We start from the raw sequence: 22,543 nt of genomic DNA, 5'->3' as shown, positions 1-22,543 counted from the left end.
CTTTACACCGTCTACCAAAATCGCTGCGCAAATTATGTCGATTTGCCATCTTCATTCCACCAGTAGAGCGGCATATAGCCCGCACAGTTCAAGCTTCAAGCTTCAAGCTTGATGCTCACCGCTAGGCGTCCACCATCGCCATCGCCTCCTCGACATCCACTGCCACCAGACGTGAACAACCGGGTTCGTGCATCGTCACCCCCATCAGTTGATCGGCCATTTCCATGGCGATCTTGTTATGGGTGATATAGATGAACTGCACTGACTGCGACATCTCTTTAACCAAATTTGCGTAGCGTCCAACGTTAGCGTCATCCAGTGGCGCGTCAACTTCATCGAGCATGCAGAACGGCGCCGGATTCAACTTGAAGATCGCAAAAACCAGGGCCAATGCGGTCAGGGCTTTTTCGCCACCGGAGAGCAAATGGATGGTGCTGTTCTTCTTTCCAGGCGGCTGCGCCATGATTGTCACCCCTGTATCGAGTAGATCTTCGCCCGTCAGTTCCAAATACGCGCGGCCTCCACCGAAAACTTTTGGGAAAAGCGCCTGTAAACCGCCATTGATCTGATCAAAGGTATCCTTGAAGCGGTTGCGGGTTTCCTTGTCGATCTTGCGAATCACGTTCTCAAGGGTTTCAAGCGCTTCCACCAGATCGGCGTCCTGGGCATCCAGATAACGTTTACGCTCTGATTGTTGCTGGTACTCATCGATGGCCGCCAGGTTGATCGCGCCCAGACGCTGAATCCTCGCGGCGATGCGCTCGAGTTCTTCCTCGGCTTCCTTCTCGCTGGCCTCGGCGGTCAATGTCGCAAGTACGCCGTGGAGATCGTAGCCGTCTTCCAGCAACTGGTCCTGCAAGGTCTTGCGGCGTACGGTCAGGGCTTGCCATTCCATGCGCTGGGTTTCGAGCTGGCTGCGAATCAACTGGGATTGCTGTTCGGCCTGGCTGCGGCGCTTCTCGGCGTCGCGCAATTCGCGGTCGGCGTCTTCGAGGGCGATCTGCGCGGTCTTGAGCTCTTCATCGACGGTCATGCGCTTGTCGAGCAATTCCTCGAGTTTCAGGCGCAGCTCTTCCAGTGGCGCTTCGCCCTCCTCCAGATTGAGGCTCAGTTGTTCGCGCTTTTCGGTCAGGCGCTCGGACTGCATCTCCAGACGCTCCAGCGCCTGGCGAGTCGAATCGTGCTGTGCCTTGAGCGAACCCAGGCGCACCGCCAACTGATGGGCATGATCCTTGTGCTGCCGCGCTTCCTGCCGCACCCGATCCAGGCGCTCGCGCAAACTGTCGCGCTGGGCCAGCAACAGCTCGCGCTGCTCGGTGTCCAGCGCCATGCTGTCGAGGGCTTCCTGCAGTTGCAGACGGGCTTCACCGATGTTTTCGTGCTCCAGCGCGCGCTGCTCGTCCAGCTCGGTGAGTTCTTCGTCGAGGCGAGTGCGGCGCAGGGTCAATTGCTCGGCCTTGGCTTTTCCGGCCGACAACTGGGCTTTCAATTCACCTTGCTGGCGGGCTTCGTCTTGCAGCAAGCGGCGCAAATGCTCGCGGCCGTTTTCCTGCTGACGCTGCTGCGCCCTGAGATTCTGCAGTTGGGTTTCCAGGGTTTCGACCGCGGCTTCGCGCTCTTCGCGCTCAAGGCCCAGTTGCTGGATTTCCTGACCACGGGCGAGCACGCCGCTTTCCGCTTCACTGGCCCGACGCACGCGCAGAAAATGCGGACCGACCCAGTAACCGTCACGGCTGATCAGGCTCTGCCCGGCCGCCAATTGCCCGCGCAAGGCCAGGGCCTGTTCAAGGCTGTCGACCGGTTTGACTTGCCCCAGCCATGGCGACAGATCGATCTGCGCCTCGACCTTGTCCAGCAGGCTGCCCGGCACCCGTACGCCATCGCCGGCCGGGCTGAGCAAACGCAAATCGCCCTGGGCAAAGCCCGACAAATCGAAATTGTTGAAATCATCCACCAGCACCGCCTGCAGGTCGGCTCCGAGCACGGTTTCCACCGCCAGCTCCCAACCGGCCTCGACCTTCAGGCCTTCGGCCAGGCGCGGGCGATCCGCCAGGTGCTGTTCGCGCAGCCATTCGGCGGTGCCGGTGCCCGGATCGAGCGCGGCCTGCTGCAAGGCTTCGAGCGAAGCCAGTCGACCGTTGAGCCGCTGCAAATCGCCCTGGGCCTGTTGTTGCGCCGTCAGCGTTTGCTGTAATTGCTGGCGCAGTTGCTCGAGCTTTTCGACCTGAGCCTCTTCACTGGTCTGCAAATCTTCGAGGGTCGCCTCGGACTCGGCGAGCTGCTCGCTGAGCTCCATGATCGCTGCGTCTTCCGGGTCCGCCGAGAGCAAGGCGCGCTCTTCGCCCAGGCGCTTCTGACGATCGGCCAGGCGCTCCAGGCTGGTTTCCAGCTGCTGGATCCGCGATTGCTGGACTTCGGCCTGACGGCGCGGTTCGGCGGCGGTGAGGTTGAACGTATCCCACTGCTCCTGCCAGCCATGCATGGTGGTTTCGGAGTCTTCCAGCGCGGCGGCGGCCTCTTCGGCGGCGGCGCTGGTGACTTCCTGTTCCGGGGTCAGCATGTCCAGCTCTTCGCCCAGGGTCAGCAACAGCGTGCGGTCATGGCCAAGGTGGGATTCGGTTTCCAGGCGTGCGCGCTCGGCTTCCTTGAGGTCGTCCTGCAATTGCCGCAAGCGTTGCTGGCCATGCTGGATGCTCTGCTCGACCCGGGCAATGTCACCGCCGACCGAGTAGAAGCGCCCCTGCACCAGATTGAAGCGTTCCGACAGGTCGTGGTGCCCGTCACGCAGGCGCTCGATGCTCGCGTCGGCATTGCGCTGTTCGGCCACCAGGGCTTCGAAGGAAACCTCCTGGTTGCCGATGATCGCTTCACGCTGGCCGACCTGATCGTTCAACGCCTGCCAGCGCAGGGCCGACAGTTGCGCCTTGAGCTGGCGCTCCTCGCCCTTGTATTCCTGGTACTTCTTGGCGGCCTCGGCCTGGCGATGCAAGCGCTCGAGCTGACGCGTCAACTCTTCGCGCAGGTCGGTCAGGCGCTCCAGGTTCTCGTGGGTACGACGGATGCGGTTTTCGGTCTCGCGCCGGCGCTCCTTGTACTTGGAGATGCCCGCCGCTTCTTCGATGAAGTTGCGCAGGTCTTCGGGCTTGGACTCGATCAGCTTGGAGATCATCCCCTGCTCGATGATCGAGTAGCTGCGCGGGCCAAGGCCGGTGCCGAGGAAGATGTCGGTGATGTCACGACGCCGGCATTTGGTGCCGTTGAGGTAATAGGTGGTCTGGCTGTCGCGCGTCACTTTGCGGCGAATGGAAATTTCCGCGTAGGCCGCGTATTCGCCGAGCAAAGTGCCGTCAGAGTTATCGAACACCAGTTCGATGCTCGCCTGGCTCACCGGTTTGCGGCTGGTGGAGCCGTTGAAGATGACGTCGGTCATCGACTCGCCACGGAGGTTCTTCGCCGAACTTTCACCCATTACCCAGCGAACGGCGTCGATGATGTTCGATTTACCGCAGCCATTGGGCCCGACCACCGCCGCCATGTTGCTGGGGAAGTTCACCGTGGTCGGGTCGACGAAGGACTTGAACCCCGCCAGCTTGATGCATTTGAGCCGCACGCTCAGGCGTCCGTCAGGGCGGAGATCACCAGATCGCAACTGCGCTGGCCATAGGCGGTCAGCACGGTGCGGATCTGCGCAAAGTCACGGGCGATCACGGCCGCGAGCAGGCGTTCGAACAGTTCCAGGTACTCGCTCATTGACGCCTTGCGCTGGTCCAGGGCAAGGAAATAGGCACGGCTCATGGCCGGCTGCAGATTCTCGACGGTTTCCTGCAGGTACGGGTTGTTGGCAAACCCGTACGTGGCGCGCATCACGCTGAAACTGTCGTCGACGAAGGTGTGGATGTCCTGGCGCTCGTAGCTGGCGGTCAGGCGCTGCTGGATCTGCACGAACGGCGCCAGGTCGGCCTGGACTTTCCAGCCGCTCGCCACGGCGTTGGCCAGCAGGATGTACATCTCACTCATCAGCGTGCACAGGCTCTGCACCTTGTGCGGCGTGAGCTCGGTGACGTGGGCGCCACGTCGCGGCAGGATCGCGATCAGGTGGCGACGCTCGAGGATCAGCAAGGCCTCGCGGACCGAACCGCGGCTGACATTGAGGGCCAGCGTGACCTTCTGTTCCTGGATGCGCTCCCCGGGCTTCATTTCGCCGCGAATGATGCGTTCGGCGAGGTGGTGAGCGATTTGCTCGGCGAGGCTGTCCGGCGCCTTGAACGTCATGGTTGTCCTTCAAACTCTTTGATCTGTACAAGCGGCGCAGTGTAGCGCAATTGCTGCGTCAGGGCGGAGTGCCCGCCCGTAATGTTGTTCACTTAAGCGAAGTGATTCTTTGTGGGAGCGAGCTTGCTCCGGGCGGCGTTCCGACGATGGACTCAAGCGCGCCGCGTTTAGCCAGTAAATACGCGTTATCGTTATCGACCATCGCGAGCAAGCTCGCTCCTACAGAGGACCACATTCGCTTAACTGAACAGCATTAGAGTGCCCGCCCGGAGGTTTTTGGCACGATTCAAGCAAAAAAGCAGGCTATCGAACCAACGACAATAATTAAGGAACAAGGGGTTGATCGACAAAATGCAATTTCCTGACCTTTAAGTCAGAAAATCATTGACCGAAAAGTCAGACCTGCTAAATTCGGTTCCTATCGGTTAACAACAATAATGAGTCTGCGAGGCCTTCCGTGATCCAGTTTTTACTAAACCAGGAACTCCGTAGCGAGCACGCCCTGGACCCGAACCTGACCGTGCTCAATTATCTGCGCGACCATGTGGGCAAACCCGGCACCAAAGAAGGCTGCGCCAGCGGTGACTGCGGCGCCTGCACCGTGGTCGTCGGCGAATTGCAGACCGATGACGAAGGCCGCGAACACATTCGCTATCGCAGCCTCAACTCATGCCTGACCTTCGTATCGTCCCTGCACGGCAAACAACTGATCAGCGTTGAAGACCTCAAGCACAAAGGTGAACTGCACAGCGTGCAGAAAGCCATGGTCGAGTGCCACGGCTCGCAATGCGGCTTCTGCACCCCCGGCTTCGTGATGTCGCTGTTTGCCCTGCAAAAGAACAGCGATGCACCGGATCATGCCAAGGCCCACGAAGCACTGGCCGGCAATCTTTGCCGCTGCACCGGTTACCGGCCGATCCTGGAAGCCGCCGAGCAGTCCTGCTGCGGCAAGCAGCCGGACCAGTTCGACGCCCGCGAGGCCGACACCATCGCGCGCCTGAAGGCCATTGCCCCAACCGATATCGGCGAACTCAACAGCGGCGACAAACGCTGCCTGGTGCCGCTGACCGTGGCCGACCTGGCCGACCTCTACGACGCTTATCCACAGGCCCGCCTGCTGGCTGGCGGCACCGACCTGGCGCTGGAAGTCACGCAGTTCCACCGCACACTGCCGGTGATGATCTACGTCGGCAACGTCGCCGAGATGAAACGCATCGAGCGCTTTGACGATCGCCTGGAAATCGGCGCCGCCACCGCCCTTTCCGATTGCTACGAAGCCCTGAACGCCGAGTACCCGGACTTCGGTGAATTGCTGCACCGCTTCGCGTCCCTGCAGATCCGCAACCAGGGCACCCTGGGCGGCAACATCGGCAACGCCTCGCCGATTGGTGACTCGCCGCCCCTGCTGATCGCCCTCGGCGCGCAAATCGTGCTGTGCAAAGGCGAAACCCGCCGCACCCTGGCGCTGGAAGATTACTTCATCGATTACCGCGTCACGGCGCGCCAGGAAAGCGAGTTCATCGAGAAGATCATCGTGCCCCGCGCCAGCGTCGAAAAACTGTTCCGCGCCTACAAGGTTTCCAAGCGCCTGGACGATGACATTTCTGCGGTGTGCGCCGCCTTCAACATTCGCCTGGAAAACGGCGTGGTCGCTGAAGCCCGCGTCGCCTTCGGCGGCATGGCGGCCATCCCGAAACGTGCTGCAGCCTGCGAAGCCGCGTTGCTTGGCTCGCCATTCAATAACGCCACCGTCGAACGCGCCTGCGCGGCCCTGGGCGAAGACTTCACGCCGCTCTCGGACTTCCGCGCCAGCAAGGAATATCGCCTGCTCAGCGCGCAGAACCTGCTGCGCAAATACTTCATCGAACTGCAAACACCGCACATCGAGACCCGGGTGACCGCTTATGTCTAATCATCACGCCGTAGAGAAGACCCAAGCCGAACTGGCTGAACTGTTCGCCAAGGACCTGACCACCGGTGTCGGCCGCGCCGTCAAGCACGACAGCGCCGCCAAGCATGTCGCCGGTGAAGCGCAGTACATCGACGATCGCCTGGAATTCCCCAACCAGTTGCACGTTTACGCCCGCATGTCGGACCGTGCCCATGCCCGCATCATCAGCATCGACACGTCGCCCTGCTATGCCTTCGAAGGCGTGCGCATCGCCATCACCCACGAAGACGTGCCGGGCCTGAAGGACATCGGTCCGTTGCTGCCGGGCGATCCGCTGCTGGCGATCGACACCGTGCAGTTCGTCGGTCAACCGGTAGTCGCCGTTGCCGCGAAAGACCTGGAAACCGCGCGCAAAGCGGCCATGGCCGCGATCATCGAATACGAAGACCTTGAGCCTGTGCTGGACGTGGTCGAAGCCCTGCGCAAGCGCCACTTCGTACTCGACAGCCACACCCACCAACGCGGCGATTCGGCCACGGCGCTGGCCACTGCCGAGCATCGCATCCAGGGCACCCTGCACATCGGCGGCCAGGAGCACTTCTACCTGGAAACCCAGATCTCTTCGGTGATGCCGACCGAAGACGGCGGCATGATCGTCTACTGCTCCACGCAGAACCCCACCGAAGTGCAGAAGCTGGTGGCCGAAGTACTGGACGTGTCGATGAACAAGATCGTCGTCGACATGCGCCGCATGGGCGGCGGTTTCGGCGGCAAGGAAACCCAGGCGGCGAGCCCCGCGTGCCTGTGCGCGGTGATCGCCCACCTCACCGGCCAGCCGACCAAGATGCGTCTGCCGCGGGTCGAAGACATGCTGATGACCGGCAAGCGTCACCCCTTCTATGTCGAGTACGACGTCGGCTTCGACAGCACCGGCCGCCTGCACGGCATCAACCTGGAACTGGCCGGCAACTGCGGTTGCTCGCCTGACCTGTCGGCGTCGATCGTCGACCGCGCGATGTTCCACTCGGACAACTCGTATTACCTGGGCGATGCGACCATCAACGGTCACCGCTGCAAGACCAACACCGCCTCGAACACCGCTTACCGTGGCTTCGGCGGCCCGCAAGGCATGGTCGCCATCGAAGAGGTGATGGACGCCATCTCCCGCCATCTGGCCCTCGATCCTTTGGCGGTGCGCAAGGCCAACTACTACGGCAAGACCGAGCGCAACGTCACTCACTACTACCAGACCGTCGAGCACAACATGCTCGAGGAGATGACCGCCGAACTGGAAGAAAGCAGCCAGTACGCCGAGCGCCGCGAAGCGATCCGTCGCTACAACGCCAACAGCCCGATCCTGAAAAAAGGCCTGGCGCTGACCCCGGTGAAGTTCGGTATTTCCTTCACCGCCAGCTTCCTCAACCAGGCCGGTGCCCTGGTGCACGTCTACACCGACGGCAGCATCCACCTGAACCACGGTGGCACCGAAATGGGTCAGGGCCTGAACACCAAGGTCGCGCAGGTCGTGGCCGAAGTGTTCCAGGTGGAAATGGACCGCGTGCAGATCACCGCGACCAACACCGACAAAGTGCCGAACACCTCACCGACTGCCGCGTCCAGCGGTGCCGACCTGAACGGCAAGGCTGCGCAGAACGCCGCCGAAACCATCAAGCAGCGCCTGGTGGAATTCGCCGCGCGCCAGTACAAGGTCAGCGAAGAAGACGTGGAGTTTCACAACGGCCACGTGCGGGTCCGCGATCACATCCTGACCTTCGAAGCACTGATCCAGCAGGCGTACTTCGCCCAGGTCTCGCTGTCGAGCACCGGGTTCTACAAGACCCCGAAAATCTACTACGACCGCAGCCAGGCCCGTGGCCGGCCGTTCTACTACTTCGCCTTTGGCGCGGCGTGCTGCGAAGTGCTGGTCGATACCCTGACCGGCGAATACAAGATGCTGCGCACCGACATCCTCCACGACGTCGGCGCCTCGTTGAACCCGGCCATCGACATCGGTCAGGTCGAGGGCGGGTTCATCCAGGGCATGGGTTGGCTGACCATGGAAGAGCTGGTGTGGAACAACAAGGGCAAGCTGATGACCAACGGCCCGGCCAGCTACAAGATCCCGGCCGTGGCGGACATGCCGCTGGACCTGCGGGTGAAGCTGGTGGAAAACCGCAAGAACCCGGAAGACACGGTGTTCCATTCCAAGGCCGTGGGCGAGCCGCCGTTCATGCTCGGCATCGCTTCGTGGTGTGCGATCAAGGACGCCGTGGCGAGCCTGGGTGATTACAGGCATCAACCGAAAATCGACGCACCGGCGACTCCGGAGCGGGTGTTGTGGGGCTGTGAGCAGATGCGCCAGTTGAAGGCGGCGAAGGCTGTCGAGGCTGAAACCGAGTTGGCTTCGCTCTAAGACCGAGGTGCGGCCTTCGCGAGCAAGCCCGCTCCCACATTGAAATGCATTCCAAATGTGGGAGCGGGCTTGCTCGCGAAGAGGCCGGTACAGACAACAGAGATGTTGAGGTGAAACATGTACAACTGGATCGACGCCCTCGCCGACCTGCAAAACCGGGGTGAGCCCTGCGTGCTGGTGACCATCATCGAAGAGCTCGGCTCTACGCCGCGCAATGCCGGTTCGAAAATGGTCATCAGCGCGAACCAGGCCTTCGACACCATCGGTGGCGGGCACCTGGAATACAAGGCCATGAAGATCGCCCGCGAGATGCTGGCCAGCGGCAAGCAGGACACCCATCTGGAGCGTTTCAGCCTCGGTGCCAGCCTCGGCCAGTGCTGCGGCGGTGCCACCGTTCTGCTGTTCGAACCGATGGGCCAGGTGCAGGCGCAGATCGCCGTGTTCGGTGCCGGCCACGTCGGCCGCGCCCTGGTGCCGCTGCTGGCCAGCCTGCCTTGCCGGGTGCGCTGGATCGATTCGCGGGAAGAGGAATTCCCCGAGCAGATCCCCCACGGCGTGCGCAAGATCGTCAGCGAAGAACCGGTGGATGAAATCGATGACCTGCCCGCCGGCAGCTATTGCATCGTGATGACCCACAACCACCAGCTCGACCTCGAACTGACCGCTGCGATCCTCAAGCGCAACGACTTCGCCTACTTCGGCCTGATCGGCTCGAAAACCAAACGCGTGAAGTTCGAACATCGCCTGCGCGACCGCGGTTTCGACACTAGCGTCGTGCAACGCATGCGCTGCCCGATGGGCATCGGCGAAGTCAAAGGCAAGTTGCCTGTGGAAATCGCCATCTCCATCGCCGGCGAAATCATCGCCACCTATAACGCGAACTTCGGCCAGCAGACCTCCAGCGCCGAACCGATTGCCAAACTGCTGCCCGCGTCACGCCGCAGCCAAACCGCAAACTTGAAAGCCTCGAACTGAGAATCTCATGCCTCTGACTCGCAAAGCTTACCGCGCCGCCATCCTGCACAGCATCGCCGACCCAGCCGAAGTCGGTATCGAAGCCTCCTACGAGTATTTCGAAGACGGCTTGCTGGTTGTGGATAACGGCCAGATCAGCGCCCTGGGCCACGCCAGCGAATTGCTGCCGACCCTGCCGGCGGATATCGAGATCACCCACTACCAGGACGCACTGATCACCCCCGGCTTCATCGACACCCATATTCATCTGCCGCAAACCGGCATGGTCGGCGCCTACGGCGAACAATTGCTGGACTGGCTCAACACCTACACCTTCCCGTGCGAAAGCCAGTTCGCCGACAAGGCCCACGCCGACCAGGTCGCGGACATTTTCATCAAGGAACTGCTGCGCAACGGCACCACCACCGCGCTGGTGTTCGGCAGCGTGCACCCGCAATCGGTGAACTCGTTCTTCGAAGCGGCCCAACAGCTCGACCTGCGGATGATCGCCGGCAAGGTGATGATGGACCGCAACGCCCCGGACTACCTGACCGATACCGCCGAGTCCAGCTACGTCGACAGCAAGGCACTGATCGAACGCTGGCACGGCAAGGGTCGCCTGCACTACGCCGTCACCCCACGCTTCGCACCGACCAGCACCCCGGAACAGTTGACCCTGGCCGGCCAGTTGCTGACCGAATACCCGGATCTGTACATGCAGACCCACATCAGTGAAAACCTCAAGGAAATCGAGTGGGTCAAGGCGCTGTTCCCCGAGCGCAAAGGCTACCTGGACGTCTACGACCACTACCAGTTGCTCGGCGAGCGCTCGGTGTTCGCCCACGGCGTGCACCTGTGCGATGACGAGTGCGCGCGCCTGGCAGAAACCGGTTCGGCCATCTCGTTCTGCCCGACCTCGAACTTCTTCCTCGGCAGCGGCCTGTTCAACCTGCCGATGGCCGAGAAGCACAAGCTCAATGTCGGCATCGGCACCGATGTCGGCGGCGGCACCAGTTTCTCGCTGCTGCAAACGCTCAACGAGGCGTACAAGGTGATGCAGCTGCAAGGTGCGCGCCTGAGCCCGTTCAAGTCGCTGTACCTGGCCACCCTCGGCGGCGCCCGTGCGCTGCGTCTGGAAGACAAGATCGGCACCCTGCAACCGGGCACCGACGCCGACTTCCTGGTACTGGACTACAACGCCACGCCGCTGCTGGGCTATCGCCTGAAGCAGGCCAATAACATCGCCGAGACGTTGTTTGTGTTGATGACGCTGGGGGATGACCGGACGGTGCTGCAGACGTATGCGGCGGGGAACCTGGTGCATCAGCGGTAAATTTCTTCGGGCATAAAAAATCCCCCGTTGCTTTTCAGCCCGGGGGATTTTTTGTGTCTTTAAGGCCGCCTTCGCGAGCAAGCCCGCTCCCACAGGGGATTTGTGAACGGCACAGATCAAATGTGGGAGCGGGCTTGCTCGCGAATCAGGCGACGCGGTCTATCAGATTTTCGCCGGCGATCGCCCAGGCTTCTTGGTCTGCAGCAAATGCGAGAACACCGCATGCAGGTCATCCGAAGCACTTTCCTCGTCGAGGTTGAGCTTGCTGTCGATGTGATCCATGTGATGCATCATCAGGTTCACCGCCAGTTCAGCGTCGCGCTTCTCGATGGCGTCGATCAGCTGGGTGTGCTCGTCGTAGGAACAGTGGGAGCGGTTGCCGCTTTCGTACTGGGCGATAATCAGCGACGTCTGGGACACCAGGCTGCGCTGGAAACTGATCAGCGGGGCGTTTTTCGCCGCTTCAGCCAGTTTCAGGTGGAATTCGCCCGACAGGCGGATGCCGGCACCCCGGTCGCCACGGGAGAAGCTGTCGCGTTCGTCGTTGACCATCTGGCGCAATTCGGCGATCTGCTCGGCGGTGGCGTGCTGCACCGCCAGCTCGGTGATCGCGCGCTCGACCAGACGCCGGGCCATAAACACCTGGCGCGCCTCTTCGACACTCGGGCTGGCAACCACAGCGCCGCGATTCGGACGCAACAGCACCACGCCTTCATGGGCCAGGCGCGACAGGGCGCGGCGAATGATGGTGCGGCTGACCCCGAAAATTTCCCCCAGCGCTTCTTCGCTCAACTTGGTGCCGGGCGCCAGACGCTGCTCGAGGATGGCCTCGAAGATATGCGCGTAGACAATATCGTCCTGGGTACCGCTGCGGCCGGCTTTGCCTGCTCGCGGTTGTTTCTTTAGGGGTTGCAACTGTTCGTTCATGGGCACTCGAGTCGGAAGAACTGCGGCGAATTGACCGTGACTGTAATACGGCACAGTGGGTCGCTGGCAAGTATCGCGTAAAAAACACTGCGATTGTACACAATGGATGGTGGCAACACGACTGTACGGCCGAATGTTGCCTCGGCTGTATCGCAACACCTGATTACTTTTGAGTTTAGGCTTGTTCGCAGAATCCGCCTTTTTGGCACGATCCCTGTGGGAGCGGGCTTGCTCGCGAATGCGGTCTGTTTGCCATATCAATGTCGACTGACACGCCCCCTTCGCGAGCAAGCCCGCTCCCACAAGGTTCAGTGTTGCTGCGGACATCTTCATTTGTATAAGGAACACCACCGTCATGAACGACGCCACCCACACGCAAATCCGCCCGCTGGCCGACACCTCGCCCTCGGCCATCGTCGCCGGGTTCATCGCCATGATGACCGGCTACACCAGCTCCCTGGTGCTGATGTTCCAGGCCGGGCAAGCGGCGGGCCTGAGCAGCGGGCAGATTTCTTCGTGGATCTGGGCGATCTCCATCGGCATGGCGGTGTGCTCCATCGGCCTGTCCCTGCGCTATCGCACGCCGATCACCATTGCCTGGTCGACCCCCGGTGCCGCGCTGCTGATCACCAGCCTGGGCGGCGTGAGCTACGGCGAAGCCATTGGCGCCTATATGACCTGCGCGGTGCTGGTGACGATTTGCGGGCTGACCGGCAGCTTCGAACGACTGGTGAAAAAAATTCCGGCGTCCCTGGCCGCCGCCCTGCTGGCAGGGATCCTGTTCAAGATCGGCAGCGAGATTTTCGTCGCCGCGCAACACCGCACGGCCCTGGTACTGGGGATGTTCGTCACTTATCTGCTGGTCAAGCGCCTGTCGCCGCGCTATGCGGTGCTGGCGGCCTTGCTGATCGGCACGGCATTGTCAGGCTTCATGGGGCTGCTGGACTTCAGCGGTTTTCACCTGGAGGTCGCCACGCCGGTCTGGACCACACCGCAGTTCTCCCTGGCTGCGACCATCAGCATCGGCATTCCGCTGTTTGTCGTCGCCATGACTTCACAAAACATGCCCGGCATCGCCGTATTGCGTGCCGATGGCTACACCGTGCCAGCCTCGCCGCTGATCACCACCACCGGCGTCGCCAGTTTGCTGCTGGCACCCTTCGGTTCTCACGGGATCAACCTGGCGGCCATCAGCGCGGCGATCTGTACCGGCCCGCACGCCCATGAAGATCGCAACAAGCGCTACACCGCCGCCGTCTGGTGCGGGATTTTCTACGGGATCGCCGGCGTGTTCGGCGCGACGCTCGCGGCATTGTTTGCCGCGCTGCCCAAGGAACTGGTGCTGTCGATTGCCGCGCTGGCGCTGTTCGGCTCGATCATCAACGGCCTGAGCATCGCCATGAGCGAAGTGAAGGAACGTGAAGCGGCGCTCATCACCTTCATGGTCACGGCATCAGGGCTGACGCTGTTTTCCATCGGTTCGGCGTTCTGGGGGATTGTCGCGGGGGTGGTGACGCTGCTGATTCTGAACAGCAGCTTCAAGCGTTAAGCTGCAAGCTGCAAGCCTGTGCAGCTTGCAGCTTGAAGCTTGCAACTGCTTTTAAGCCTGATTGATCGGCTTTTCCGGGTACCAGACGTCCAGCAGCGGGCTGACTTCAACGCTGGTCAGCTCGGTGCGGCCTTTGAGCCAGGCTTCAACGGCAGCGCGCTGTTCGGCGCTGACCGAGCCACGCTTCTGCAGGCAAACCAGACCGTAGTCGTCGCCGCCAACATAACCCAGGCCGTTGGCTTCCATGGCTTCTTTGAGGAACGCGTCGAGGAAAGCATCAATGGCTTCATCAGCCAAATCTTCTTTGAAATCCAGGTTCAGTTCGAAACCCAGCTCTTGAAATTCATCGACGCACAGTTTTTTGCGCAGACGCTGGGAACGGTTAGTCGCCATTGGAACAATCCTCTTAAGTAATAACGGGCGGCACTTTAGCAGTTTAAGCCGCCGATTGCCTGACTCTCTGGGCCACCTCGCCTACCGTCGGTAAAAAAATAGCCGATCGGACAGCCCTCGCACGGCACAAGTCGTGGCACCTTGGGGCATAATGCCGACACTTTCATGACCATTGAGGGAATTTATCTTCATGCCCTCATCTTTTTTCCCCTCGGCTGTAGGGTTTTATTTCAGATGATCAAGTCTTTGCGTCCATTGCTGTTGGCCGGTTTTCTTCTCCCCCTGGCCCTCCCCGTTTCTGCAGCTCCGGTCAATACTGCGCTGTCGCCCAACGTTGAAAAAGCCCTGAAAGCCAGCAAGTTGCAGGACAACGCCCTGTCGCTGGTGATGATCCCGCTCACCGGCCCCGGCACCCCGACGGTGTTCAACGCCGACGTGTCGGTCAACCCGGCGTCGACCATGAAACTGGTCACCACCTACGCAGCCCTGGAAATGCTCGGCCCGAACCACCAGTGGAAAACCGAGTTCTACACCGACGGCACCCTCAGTGGCGGCATCCTCAACGGCAACCTCTACCTCAAGGGTGGCGGCGATCCGAAGCTGAACATGGAAAAACTCTGGCTGCTGATGCGCGACCTGCGTGCCAACGGTGTCACCCAGGTCACCGGCGACCTGGTGCTGGATAAAACCTTCTTCGTGCAACCGCAACTGCCGGAGTTCAATGACGACGGCAACGATGACAACAAGCCGTTCCTGGTCAAACCCGATTCGCTGCTGGTCAACCTCAAAGCGCTGCGCTTCGTTGCGCGCAATGACTCGGGCAAGGTACTGGTCTCGGTGGAGCCGCCGATTGCGAGCATCCGCATCGACAACCAGGTCAAGGCCCTCAACTCCAGGCAATGCACCGGTGGCGTGCGTTACAACCCGGTGGCGCAAGCCGATGGCACCGTGACCGTTACCGTCGGCGGTCAACTGGGTGAAGGCTGCAGCTCGCAGACCTACCTGTCGCTGCTCGACCACGCGACCTACACCGCTGGCGCCGTCCGCGCGATCTGGAAGGAACTGGGTGGCAGCATCCAGGGCAGGGATGTGCTGGCGCCAACCCCTAAAGACGCCAAGGTGCTGGCCCGGGCGTTCTCGCCGGACCTGGCGGAAATCATCCGCGACATCAACAAATACAGTAACAACACCATGGCCCAGCAGTTGTTCCTGAGCCTGGGCCAACGTTTCCGCACCGATGCCGATGGTGATGACGCCAAGGCTGCCCAGCGTGTCGTGCGTCAGTGGCTGGCGAAAAAGGGCATCACCGCGCCGCATCTGGTGATGGAGAACGGCTCCGGCCTGTCCCGCTCCGAGCGCGTCAGCGCCCGGGAATTGGCCTCGATGCTCGAAGCGGCGTGGCACAGCCCGTATGCCGCCGAGTACATCAGTTCGATGCCGATTGCCGGCACCGACGGCACCATGCGCAAGCGCCTGAAGACCACGGCGATGCGCGGTGAAGCCCACGTCAAGACCGGCACGCTGAACACCGTACGGGCGATAGCCGGTTTCAGTCGCGACGTCAACGGCAACACCTGGGCGGTGGTGGCGATCCTCAACGACAAGGCCCCCTTCGGCGCCTCGTCGGTGCTCGATCAGGTGCTGCTCGACCTGTACCGCCAACCGAAAGCGCCGCAGACGGCTTCGGTGTTGTAAGGCAAAGCTCTGCCCCCTGTAGGAGCGAGCTTGCTCGCGATGGATTCGAGAGCGCCGCGTACATTCAGTATGTCCGCGTTATCGTTATCGACCATCGCGAGCAAGCTCGCTCCTACAGGGGCAGCGTTAACCCGGGTTAATTCATCTCCTCTTCTACCCGGTCTCGCCCTGCCTGTTTCGCCGCATAAACCCCCGAATCCGCGCGCAACAGCAAGGCATCGGCGCCCTCCCCGACGCGCCAACTGGCAATCCCGAAACTGGCGGTGACCGTACCGACGCCTTCAATGGGTGAGCTGCGCAGGCTCTGCCACAATTGCTGGGCCAGCACAAAAGCATGTTCGCCGCCGATATCCGGGCACAGCACCATGAACTCCTCGCCGCCCAGGCGGCAGAACACATCGGTGCGACGCAGCCGGTGGCCGATCCGTTCGCACACGGCCTGCAACACCCGGTCACCGATGGCGTGGCCATGCAGGTCATTGATGCGCTTGAAATGGTCGATATCGAGCATGATCACCGACAAATCCCCACCGCCCCGCTCCACCCGGGCCATTTCGGTGGTCAGGCGTTCCTGGAAATAACGCCGGTTGTGGATACCGGTCAGCGAGTCGGTAACCGACAACGCGCGCAATTCTTCTTCCACCCGCTTCATATCGGAAATGTCCGAGATGTAGCCGTGCCAGAGCACACCGCCACCGGGCAGCTCCTCCGGAGTGGCTTCGCCGCGCACCCAACGCAACCCCCGTAGCGGCAGTTGCACACGGTACTCCTCGCGCCAGGGGCTGAGGGTTTCGGCCGAAGCGCGGATCGATTCGCGGACACGGGTAGTGTCCTGGGGGTGAATGCGGGTGAAGATCGCTTCGGCATTGAGCAGCAGTACGTCGGGTTCCAGCTCGTAGATATCGCGAATGCCGTCGCTGGCATAGATCACGCTGAAGCGCCCGTCGAATTCCATCTTGAACTGGTAGATGCCACCGGGCACGTGGGCGCTGAGTTTTTTCAACAGCAGGTCCCGCGCCGCGAGCGCTTCATGGACCCGCTTGCGTTCGGTGATGTCGATGCACACTGCCAGGTGCCCGACCCACAGGCCTTGCTCGTCGAGCACCGGCGTGGCGAGCATGTTGACCATCAGATGGCTGCCATCGCCGCGCACCAGGGTCCACTCCCGCGCCTCGTGGCCGCCCTCCACGTCGCCTTCGACCAGCATCGCCTGGCAGGTCGGCACCGGCTTGCCATAGCGGGCGCTCAGCTCGGCCGAACGACCGGCCAGCTCCCGGGGCAGGTGTAGGTTCTCCAGGGTCATATGGCCAACCACTTCGGCACTGCTATAGCCGAGCATCTGCTCGGCACCGGCGTTGAACGTGCTGATGACGCCGCGCAGGTCGGTGGCGATGATCGCAACCTGGGTGGCGGCATTGAGCACGCCACGCAATTGGCCATGGGTGCCACGCAGCTCCCGTTCCCGATCGCGCAGCTCCTGGGTACGCTGCTCGACCAGTCTCAACGCCCGCTGCCGCTGACTGACCAGCACATAGAGCAAGGCACTGAGCAACAGGCTGAGCAAACCGCCCAACACGACCAGACTGGTCACGGAGGAATGGTTGGCCTGCACGAACGCATCGCTGGGCTGTATATCGACTTGATAGTCATGGTCGGCCATGCGCAACAGGCGCGTGGCCGACAGCTCGCTGACGGCCGGCGGGTTGGGCGACTCGAACAGCACTTCGTGCCGGTCGTCGGTCGACAAATCAAGGATGCGTACCGAGAGATAGTCGCGACTCGCTTCCGGCAGTCCGTCCGCCAGCAATTGGCGCATGCTGATCACGGCCATCACATACCCGTAGGGCTTCGTGGCATTGTGAGCCTGTCCGGTGCGCTGCGTGACCGGCGCGACCAGCAGCACGCCGCGCGCATAGGCCGGCTCGATACTCACCAGATGCATCGGTTGCGACACCGCCATGCCGCCACGCCGATCGGCCCGCTCGAGCGTGGCACGCCGCAGCGGCTGGGCCAGCAAGTCGTAGCCGAGGGGAGCGCCGAGTTTGCTTTGCGTCTGGCTATACAGCACCGCCACGTACTCATCGCGCTCGCCGGCCAGTTGCAATTGGCCGTCGGCGTTGAGCTCTCTCAGGGTGAAGCTGTTCAAGCCCTCGTCTCGCACCCTTCGCTCGAACGCCGCCCGCTCGTCACGAGTGACCCGCTGGGCATAGGAATACGCCTGGGTTCGCAGCAGCAAAGGTTGGGTGTAGCCGTCGAATTCCGCTCGGGACACCGAACCGGAATTGGCGAAAAACCGGCGCAGGCCGTCGAGGCGCTGCTCCTGATCTTCGAAACGTTCTTCGATACGGCTGTAACGCTCACTGGCCAGCAGTTGAAAGCGTTGCCGCAATTGATGGTGAAACAGATTCAGTGTCGACCACGCCAGTAACCCGGTGAGCACCCCGCCGATCAACAAAACCAGCAACGCGACCAGCCAGGCCGAGGCATCTTCGCTGATAAAACCCAGGATCCTGGGGCGCACGGCGTGCAACGACATAAAACGCAACTCAAAACGCCAGGTGCGGGAAAGCCCTTTGGCCATGAGTTGAGTTATAGCTATTTGCCACTAATTTGACCAGCACCCTGTAGGAGCGAGCTTGCTCGCGATGGTCGATAACGATAACGCGAGCTTTCTGAAAGCACGCGGTGTTCTTGAGTCCATCGCGAGCAAGCTCGCTCCTACACAGCTATTTAGCGTGCCATGATTTTCCAGGCGCGATGGATCTTGGCGTTGCGCGCAAAATCCGGATCGAGGGTCTGGGCAGTGATGTCCTCGACCGCATAACGCTCGCCGAGATTGGCCTCCAGTTCGAACTTGCGGAAGTTGTTGGAGAAGTACAACACGCCACCGGGTGCCAGACGCGCCATGGCCAGGTCGATCAGTTGCACCTGGTCGCGCTGCACGTCGAACACGCCTTCCATGCGCTTGGAGTTGGAGAACGTCGGCGGGTCGATGAAGATCAGGTCGTACTCGTCACGACTGGCTTCGAGCCACGCCATCACATCGCCCTGCTCCAGGCGGTTCTTGTCGGAAAAGCCATTCAGAGACAGGTTGCGACGCGCCCAGTCCAGATAGGTTTTCGACAGATCGACACTGGTGGTGCTGCGCGCGCCGCCCTTGGCCGCATGCACACTGGCCGTTGCGGTGTAGCAGAACAGATTGAGGAAGCGTTTGCCGGCCGCCTCTTTCTGGATACGCATGCGCATCGGCCGATGGTCGAGGAACAGACCGGTATCGAGGTAGTCGGTGAGGTTCACCAGCAACTTCACACCGCCTTCATTGACCTCGACAAATTTGCCCTGCGCCGCCTGGCGCTCGTACTGTTTGGTGCCGCTCTGACGCTCGCGGCGCTTGACCACCACGCGGTTCTTGTCGATGTTCAACGCCTGCGGGATGGCGGCCAGGGCATCGAACATGCGGGCCGAGGCTTTTTCCGGATCGATGGATTTCGGCGCGGCGTACTCCTGAACATGGACCCAGTCGTGATACAGGTCGATGGCCATGGAATATTCCGGCATGTCGGCATCGTACACGCGGTAGCAGTCGATACCTTCACGCTTGACCCACTTGCCCAGGGCCTTGAGGTTCTTTTGCAGGCGGTTGGCGAACATCTGCCCGCCTTCGCTCAGGCGCGGCTGCTCGACCACCGGAGCCGGTGCCGGCACCGGTTTGATCGGGTTGCCGTTTTTGTTGAACTTGCGTTCCTGCGGTTCGTTCGGTGTCTGATCGTAGGCGGCTTGCTCACGCTCGACCTGGCGCTGTTCCGGCGTACGACGCTCGCCGGTGACGAACTGATCGGGCAGCACCTTGATCAGCAGCAGCTTGCACGGCAAGGCGCCGTTCCAGAACGAATACTGCTTGTGGCTGCGGATGCCCATGCGCTTGCCCAGGTCCGGCGCGCCGGTGAACACCGCCGCTTCCCAGTTCAGGCAGGCCTGACGCAGGCGTTCGCCGAGGTTCTGGTAGAGGTAGAGCAGGCTCGCCTCGTCGCCCAGACGCTCGCCGTACGGAGGGTTGCAGATCACCAGGCCTTTCTGGTTCTGGTCCGGGCGCGGCTCGAAGGTCGCGACTTCACCCTGGTAGATCTTGATCCACTCGCTCAGGCCGGCCCGCTCGACGTTGTTGCGACCCGGTTGAATCAGCCGCGGATCGGCTTCGTAGCCGCGAATCCACAACGGTGGCTTGGCCATGCCGGCCGCCGCGCGCTCGCTGGCTTCTTCGTGGAGTTTTTTCCACAGCGCCGGAACGTGACCGAGCCAGGCAGTGAAACCCCACTGCTCGCGGCGCAGGTTCGGCGCGATGTCGGCGGCGATCATCGCCGCTTCCACCAGGAACGTACCGACACCGCACATCGGGTCGGCCAGCGCGCCGCCTTCGGCCGCGATACGTGGCCAGCCGGAACGGATCAGGATGGCAGCCGCGAGGTTTTCCTTCAGCGGTGCCGCACCTTGCTGCAGGCGATAGCCGCGCTGGTGCAGGCTGTGGCCGGACAGGTCGAGGGACAGAATGGCTTCGCCACGGTCCAGGCGCAGGTGAATGCGCAGGTCCGGATTGAGCTTGTCGATGGACGGACGGTCGCCTTGCGGGGTCCGCAGTTTGTCGACGATGGCGTCCTTGACCTTCAGCGCGCCGAAGTGGGTGTTGTCGATACCCGAACCATGGCCGCTGAATTCGACGGCCAGGGTGCCGTCGTTGAGCATGTGGTCTTGCCACTCGATGTCCAGTACGCCGTGGTACAGGTCTTCGGCGTCCTTCATCGGGAAACGCTTGAGCACCAGCAGCACGCGGTTGGCCAAGCGTGACCACAGGCACAGGCGATAAGCGGTTTCCATGGTGGCCATGCCGCGCACGGCAGAGGTGTGCTCCCGCGCTTCCTCAAGGCCAAGCCCGACGGCTTCCTCGATGAGCAGGCCTTCAAGGCCTTTTGGGCAAGTGAGGAAGAGTTCGAAACGATCGGACATGGGAATTCCAGAACCTTTAGCTGAGCGACCGGGCAACGCATTGCCGGTCCGGTTTTCAATCAGGCGCTTTTCTCGAAGAGCGCCCGCGTGGCACGAAGGTGTGCCGTTCCACCCCTGCTGCTCGGGTTAAATGAGCTTAGATGCAAGGACAGATAAAAAAGTTGATGCAATGAAATGTCATAAGTCGACCCTTCGTCGAATAGTGCCTCCCGGCAACGGGAGCCATTCTCACTAAAGGATTAAGCCCATCATGCAGCGCAGGGCCGATCATACCGGGGTTTGACTAATAAATACGCTACAAACACTCTGTTACTTATGGCCATAACACATGAATGGTTACGTCCTTATGACAAAACGATCATTCCCTCGATGTGACGCATTGGTTAGAACTCAACTCAGGTTGGCGCCGCAATGACGCCAACACCTTGGCTCGTCACGCCGGCAACGAGCCCCCAACGGCAGAGTTTTTCTGCCAGACCTCAATAGAGGTCGACGCGATACATACAGTCAACAAGTGAGGGCAACACCCTATGAGAAGACTTAAGCGTGATCCGTTGGAAAGAGCATTTTTGCGCGGATATCAATATGGCGTTGGTGGCAAATCCCGTGAGCTTTGCCCATTTACTCTACCGTCGGTACGCCAAGCCTGGATCAACGGCTGGCGAGAAGGACGCGGCGACAACTGGGACGGTATGACCGGCACTGCGGGAATCCACAGACTCAACGAACTTCACGCCGTCGGCTAATTACAGGGCACAACACTCCGACACGACAATCTGATTTTGTACTGAATTAACCACGCACGTCCCATCCGGACGGCGGGCTGCGGCCCAGGGGCTCCTTTAAAGGGGCCCTTTTTTATGCCTGCTCGTTGGCCCAAAACAATCCCCCTGTAGGAGCGAGCTTGCTCGCGATGGTCGATAACGATAACGCGTGCTTGCTGGATACACGCGGTGGTCTCGGGTCCATCGCGAGCAGGCTCGCTCCTACAGGGGATCAGCGCAGGGCTGCGATGGCGTCTACGGATTCACGAATCAGCGCCGGGCCCTTGTAGATGAAGCCCGAATAGATCTGCACCAGGCTCGCGCCCGCGGTGATTTTCTCGGCGGCGTGCTTGCCTTCGGTAATGCCGCCAGCCGCGATGATCGGCAGGCGACCACCCAGCTCCGATGCCAGCACTTTCACGGTGTGGGTGCTCTTGTCGCGAACCGGGGCGCCGGACAGACCACCGGCCTCGTCGCCGTGCTCCATGCCTTCGACGCCGACGCGGCTCAGGGTGGTGTTGGTGGCGATGACCGCATCCATTCCGGTTTCGATCAGCGCCTGTGCAACCTGTGCGGTTTCTTCGTCGCTCATGTCCGGCGCGATCTTGATCGCCAGCGGTACATGCTTGCCATGACGCAAGGCCAGCTCCGCGCGGCGCTCGGCCAGATCAGCCAGCAACTGCTTGAGCGAGTCGCCGAATTGCAGGCTGCGCAGGCCCGGCGTATTCGGCGAACTGACGTTGACCGTCACATAGCTGGCGTGGGCGTACACCTTGTCCAGGCAGATCAGGTAGTCGTCCACGGCACGCTCGACCGGCGTATCGAAGTTCTTGCCAATGTTGATGCCCAGCACGCCCTTGTATTTGGCCGCCGCCACGCGGGCCAGCAGGTGATCGACGCCGAGGTTGTTGAAGCCCATGCGATTGATGATCGCCTCGGCTTCCGGCAAACGGAACAGGCGAGGCTTGGGGTTGCCCGGCTGCGGACGCGGGGTGATGGTGCCGATTTCGACAAAACCGAAACCCAGTTGGGCGAATCCGTCGATGGCCGCGCCGTTCTTGTCCAGACCGGCGGCCAGGCCCACCGGGTTCGGGAACTCCAGGCCCATGACGTTCACCGGCATTTTCGCCGGGGCCTTGCACAGCAAGCCGTTGAGCCCAAGACGCCCGCCCGCGCCGATCAGGTCCAGGGACAGATCGTGGGAGGTTTCCGGGGAAAGTTTGAACAACAGCTGACGGGCCAGGGTGTACATGGGCGGGTTTGACTCGATTGGCGGCGAATTGAGGCGGCGATTATAGCCGGGCCAGCACGTTGCGAGCGAGGCCCCCTGTTAATTAGAAATCACTGTTTG

At 61.4% G+C, this 22,543-nt stretch carries 14 protein-coding genes; 7 read left to right on the top strand and 7 right to left on the bottom strand.

Features of this window, described 5'->3' with window-relative positions; genetic code table 11:
* Positions 1–121: 121 nt before the first annotated feature.
* Positions 122–3,610 carry a chromosome segregation protein SMC gene (gene smc / locus BSF40_RS11355; RefSeq protein WP_095965189.1) on the bottom strand — a complete coding sequence of 1,163 codons (3,489 nt, stop codon included), beginning with the start codon at positions 3,608–3,610 and terminating at the stop codon, positions 122–124.
* A 2-nt stretch (positions 3,611–3,612) separates the two neighbouring features.
* On the bottom strand, positions 3,613–4,272 hold the full coding sequence (locus tag BSF40_RS11350) for a GntR family transcriptional regulator (RefSeq protein WP_095965188.1): 660 nt from the start codon (positions 4,270–4,272) through the stop codon (positions 3,613–3,615).
* 457 nt (positions 4,273–4,729) lie between these two features.
* On the opposite strand from BSF40_RS11350, the gene xdhA reads away from it, so the two are divergent.
* The 4 genes from xdhA to guaD all read left to right on the top strand — a co-directional run bounded on the left by xdhA (position 4,730) and on the right by guaD (position 10,863).
* On the top strand, positions 4,730–6,184 hold the full coding sequence (xdhA, locus tag BSF40_RS11340; RefSeq protein ID WP_095965186.1) for a xanthine dehydrogenase small subunit: 1,455 nt from the start codon (positions 4,730–4,732) through the stop codon (positions 6,182–6,184).
* Complete coding sequence (gene xdhB, locus BSF40_RS11335) at positions 6,177–8,576, top strand: xanthine dehydrogenase molybdopterin binding subunit (RefSeq protein ID WP_095965185.1); 2,400 nt, start codon at positions 6,177–6,179, stop codon at positions 8,574–8,576. Before xdhA ends, xdhB begins: the two co-directional genes overlap by 8 nt.
* Positions 8,577–8,693: 117 nt before the next feature.
* Complete coding sequence (gene xdhC, locus BSF40_RS11330) at positions 8,694–9,551, top strand: xanthine dehydrogenase accessory protein XdhC (RefSeq protein ID WP_095965184.1); 858 nt, start codon at positions 8,694–8,696, stop codon at positions 9,549–9,551.
* A 7-nt stretch (positions 9,552–9,558) separates the two neighbouring features.
* Positions 9,559–10,863, top strand: coding sequence for a guanine deaminase (gene guaD, locus BSF40_RS11325; RefSeq protein ID WP_095965183.1), 1,305 nt, complete (start codon positions 9,559–9,561; stop codon positions 10,861–10,863).
* 162 nt (positions 10,864–11,025) lie between these two features.
* Here the strand turns inward: guaD and BSF40_RS11320 are convergent, their stop codons facing one another.
* Positions 11,026–11,790, bottom strand: coding sequence for a GntR family transcriptional regulator (locus BSF40_RS11320; RefSeq protein WP_007971481.1), 765 nt, complete (start codon positions 11,788–11,790; stop codon positions 11,026–11,028).
* 355 nt (positions 11,791–12,145) lie between these two features.
* Here BSF40_RS11320 and BSF40_RS11315 point away from each other — a divergent pair, with 355 nt between their 5' ends.
* Positions 12,146–13,339 carry a benzoate/H(+) symporter BenE family transporter gene (locus tag BSF40_RS11315; RefSeq protein WP_095965182.1) on the top strand — a complete coding sequence of 398 codons (1,194 nt, stop codon included), beginning with the start codon at positions 12,146–12,148 and terminating at the stop codon, positions 13,337–13,339.
* Between the two features lie 51 nt (positions 13,340–13,390).
* Here BSF40_RS11315 and BSF40_RS11310 read toward each other — a convergent pair whose 3' ends face one another.
* Complete coding sequence (locus tag BSF40_RS11310) at positions 13,391–13,732, bottom strand: YggL family protein (RefSeq protein ID WP_046042876.1); 342 nt, start codon at positions 13,730–13,732, stop codon at positions 13,391–13,393.
* A gap of 234 nt (positions 13,733–13,966) precedes the next feature.
* Between BSF40_RS11310 and dacB the strand changes: the two genes are divergently transcribed.
* A complete protein-coding gene (gene dacB, locus BSF40_RS11305) occupies positions 13,967–15,427 on the top strand; it encodes a D-alanyl-D-alanine carboxypeptidase/D-alanyl-D-alanine-endopeptidase (RefSeq protein ID WP_095965181.1) in 1,461 nt (486 codons plus the stop codon).
* A gap of 136 nt (positions 15,428–15,563) precedes the next feature.
* Here dacB and BSF40_RS11295 read toward each other — a convergent pair whose 3' ends face one another.
* Both BSF40_RS11295 and rlmKL read right to left on the bottom strand, forming a co-directional pair.
* Positions 15,564–17,963, bottom strand: coding sequence for a diguanylate cyclase (locus tag BSF40_RS11295; RefSeq protein ID WP_095965180.1), 2,400 nt, complete (start codon positions 17,961–17,963; stop codon positions 15,564–15,566).
* A 194-nt stretch (positions 17,964–18,157) separates the two neighbouring features.
* The gene (gene rlmKL, locus BSF40_RS11290) at positions 18,158–20,428 is read right to left on the bottom strand and encodes a bifunctional 23S rRNA (guanine(2069)-N(7))-methyltransferase RlmK/23S rRNA (guanine(2445)-N(2))-methyltransferase RlmL (protein WP_095965375.1); all 2,271 of its coding nucleotides are present in this window, start codon (positions 20,426–20,428) and stop codon (positions 18,158–18,160) included.
* Positions 20,429–20,958: 530 nt separating this feature from the next.
* On the opposite strand from rlmKL, the gene rmf reads away from it, so the two are divergent.
* Positions 20,959–21,174, top strand: a complete 216-nt coding sequence (rmf, locus tag BSF40_RS11280) for a ribosome modulation factor (protein ID WP_003223300.1) — start codon at positions 20,959–20,961, stop codon at positions 21,172–21,174.
* A gap of 250 nt (positions 21,175–21,424) precedes the next feature.
* Here rmf and BSF40_RS11275 read toward each other — a convergent pair whose 3' ends face one another.
* Positions 21,425–22,444 (bottom strand): quinone-dependent dihydroorotate dehydrogenase, encoded by a 1,020-nt coding sequence (locus BSF40_RS11275; protein ID WP_095965179.1) that lies wholly within the window; start codon positions 22,442–22,444, stop codon positions 21,425–21,427.
* Positions 22,445–22,543: the final 99 nt, after the last annotated feature.

The organism is Pseudomonas sp. ACN5, from assembly GCF_002303975.1.
Classification (GTDB): Bacteria; Pseudomonadota; Gammaproteobacteria; order Pseudomonadales; family Pseudomonadaceae; genus Aquipseudomonas; species Aquipseudomonas laurylsulfatiphila.
The sequence above is the reverse complement of the archived record's forward strand: the minus strand, read 5'-3'. Positions and strand labels throughout refer to the sequence as shown.